Below are 2761 nucleotides of genomic sequence, written 5' to 3'. Positions count from 1 at the left end.
AGCGCGGTGATCGCCAGATTGGCGCGGATCGCCAGCGACAGGAACAGCGCCTGCTGCTTGCGGTCCTCCGGCACCAGCCCGATGCCGTGGCGGATCGCATCGGCCGGGGACCGGATCTCGACCAGCGTCTCGTCGACGAAGATGCGGCCGGCGGTGCGGCTGTCGGCGCCGAACACCGACCGCGCCAGCTCGGTCCGCCCGGCCCCGACCAGGCCGGCGATGCCCAGGATCTCGCCGCGGCGGACCGACAGCGAGACGTCGCGCAGCACCGTGGCGTGGGGGTTGAGCGCGCTGCGCTCGGTCTTGATGCCCTCGACCCGCAGCGCCGGCGGCCCGGCCTGCACCGTGCCGCCCTCGATCCGGGCCACCGCGCCGAGGTCGCGCCCGACCATCATGCGGATGATGTCGTCGATGGTGATCGACGCGACGTCGGCGCTGCCGACCAGCTTGCCGTCGCGCAGCACCCTGAACCGGTCGCACACCGCCATCACCTCGTCCAGCCGATGGGTGACGTAGACGACGGCGATGCCGCGGTCGCGCAGGGCACGGACGATCGCCATCAGCCGGTCGACCTCGGTCGAGCTCAGGGCCGAGGTCGGCTCGTCCATCACGATCAGCCGCGATTCCATCGACAGGGCGCGGGCGATCTCGACCATCTGCTGCTCGGCGACGCTGAGGTCGCGCACCAGCCGGCGCGGATCGATGGCCAGGCCGATCTGGTCCAGCGCCGCCTTGGCCAGGCGGTGCATCGCCGACCAGTCGACCAGCCCGGCCCGCCCCGGCTCGCGGCCGATCAGGATGTTCTCGCCCACCGTCAGGCTCGGGATCAGGTTGAACTCCTGATAGATCGTGACGATGCCGCGGCGCTGCGATTCATAGGGCGCCGCGAAGCTCACGGTCTCGCCGCCGAAGACGATGGCGCCGCCATCCGGCGGCTGCGCCCCGGACAGGATCTTCAGCAGTGTCGACTTGCCGGCGCCGTTCTCGCCCAGCAGGCCATGCACCTCGCCGGCCGCGACCTCCAGCCCGACGCCGTCCAGCGCCACGACGCCGGGGAAGCGCTTGGCGATCGCCGTCATGCGCAGCAGGGGTTCGGTCATGGCAATCCTGGGCGTGGCAACTGAGTTGGCGCGGGATTTTCCAACCCCTCCCCACGACTGTCATGCCCGGGCTTCACGCGGGCATCCAGAGACTGTCGACAGCTTCTGGATTGCCGGGTCGAGCCCGGCAATGACAGTTGAGGAGGAGATTGGACGTCGGTTGCTACTTGACCTCGCCGATGCGCTCGGCCTTGTCGAGATTGGCCTTGGTGATGACGATCGGCGTCAGCAGGATCACGTCCGGATCCGGCTTCTTCTTGGTGTTGAGGTAGGCGACCAGGACGTCGACCGCCTGCCGGCTCTGCCCGCCGGGGAATTGCTCGACGGTGCCGGCCATGCCGCCGTCGCGGATGCTGCCCAGCGCCTCGGGCAGGGAATCGAAGCCGATGATCTTGATCTTGTCCTGCAGGTTGCGGCCGCGCACCGCCTCCAGCGCGCCCAGCGCCATGTCGTCATTGGCCGACACGATCACGTCGGGCGGCGTCTGCAGCCCGGCCAGGATGGTCTCGGTAACGCTCAGGCCCTGGTCGCGGGCGAAGTTCGCGGTCTGCTCCGCCACGAACTTGTACTTGTCCTTGTGCGCATCCAGGACGTTGTGCAGGCCCTTGTTGCGGTCGATCGCCGGGCTGGCGCCGGGCTGGCCCTGCAGGTTCACGATGCTGGCGCCGTTCGGATAGGCTTCCATCAGCCACTTCGCCTGGGCCTCGCCGCCCAACACGTTGTCGGCGCCGACATGGGCCAGGATGCCGTCGACGCCGGTCACCCGCCGGTCGATGGTGACGACCGGCACGCCGGCCTCCACCGCCTCGGACAGCACCGGGGCCATGGCGTTGACGTCGATCGGGCTGATCACGATGCCGTCGACCTTCTGCACCAGCGCCGCCTCGACATCCGCGGTCTGCTTCGGCGCGCTGTTCTGACCATCGGATTCGGTGGCGGCGACGCCCTGCTTCTGCGCCTCCGACTTCAGCTCGTTCATCATGTGGACGAAGAACGGGAAGCCGAGATTGGGCACCGAGGTCAGGATGGTCTTCTTGTCCTGCGCCGCGGCCGGCAAGGCGACGGCGAGGGCCAGGACGGCCCCCAGCAGGGTGCGTTGCAACGATCCAGTCATGAGCTCTCCTCCACGGCGATTTGGTTGTCGTGGGCGGTGCCGCGCCGCAATCCACGACTCTTTTCGATGGGGTAAATTGTCAGATGATTGCCCAGGTGCTGTCAACGGCATGTCCGGTCCGGGCGGATCGCGATCTGCATCTGCAGCCATGGCCCGCCATGCTGTGCCATTGTGTCGGTGCCGCCGGATCGCCCATAAGCATCGATGGCGACCGGATCGGGTCGATGCGGAGAGAACGATGGCGAAGATGAGTGGGAACGAGGCGGCCCCGGCCGTGGTGCCGGTGGTGTTGTCGGGCGGTTCGGGAACGCGACTATGGCCCTTGTCGCGGGCGGGCTATCCCAAGCAGTTCCTGCCGCTGATCTCCGGCGGCACCATGATCCAGGAGACGGTGGCCCGGGTGGGCGAGGCCGATGGCTTCGCACCGCCGGTGTTCATCTGCGCCGACGACCATCGCTTCGTCGTCGCCGAACAGATGCGCCAGATCGGCGTCGCGCCGGATGCCATCATCCTCGAGCCCGCCGCCCGCAACACCGCCCCGGCCGTC

At 68.6% G+C, this 2761-nt stretch carries 3 protein-coding genes; 1 reads left to right on the top strand and 2 read right to left on the bottom strand.

The features are described from left to right. Nucleotides 1-1100 (bottom strand): sugar ABC transporter ATP-binding protein (locus tag AC3XYG_RS03290; protein ID WP_489138385.1); only part of this gene is annotated, 1100 nt, incomplete at its 3' end. Nucleotides 1101-1263: 163 nt separating this feature from the next. Continuing rightward, entirely contained in the window at nt 1264-2214 is a 951-nt protein-coding gene (locus AC3XYG_RS03285; protein WP_489138384.1) for a substrate-binding domain-containing protein, read from the bottom strand. 238 nt (nt 2215-2452) lie between these two features. On the opposite strand from AC3XYG_RS03285, the gene AC3XYG_RS03280 reads away from it, so the two are divergent. After that, nucleotides 2453-2761, top strand: a 309-nt coding sequence (locus tag AC3XYG_RS03280; protein WP_489138383.1) for a sugar phosphate nucleotidyltransferase, incomplete at its 3' end; no start/stop codon positions are given.

It is taken from the genome of Inquilinus sp. (genome assembly GCF_057815775.1).
The sequence above is the reverse complement of the archived record's forward strand: the minus strand, read 5'-3'. Positions and strand labels throughout refer to the sequence as shown.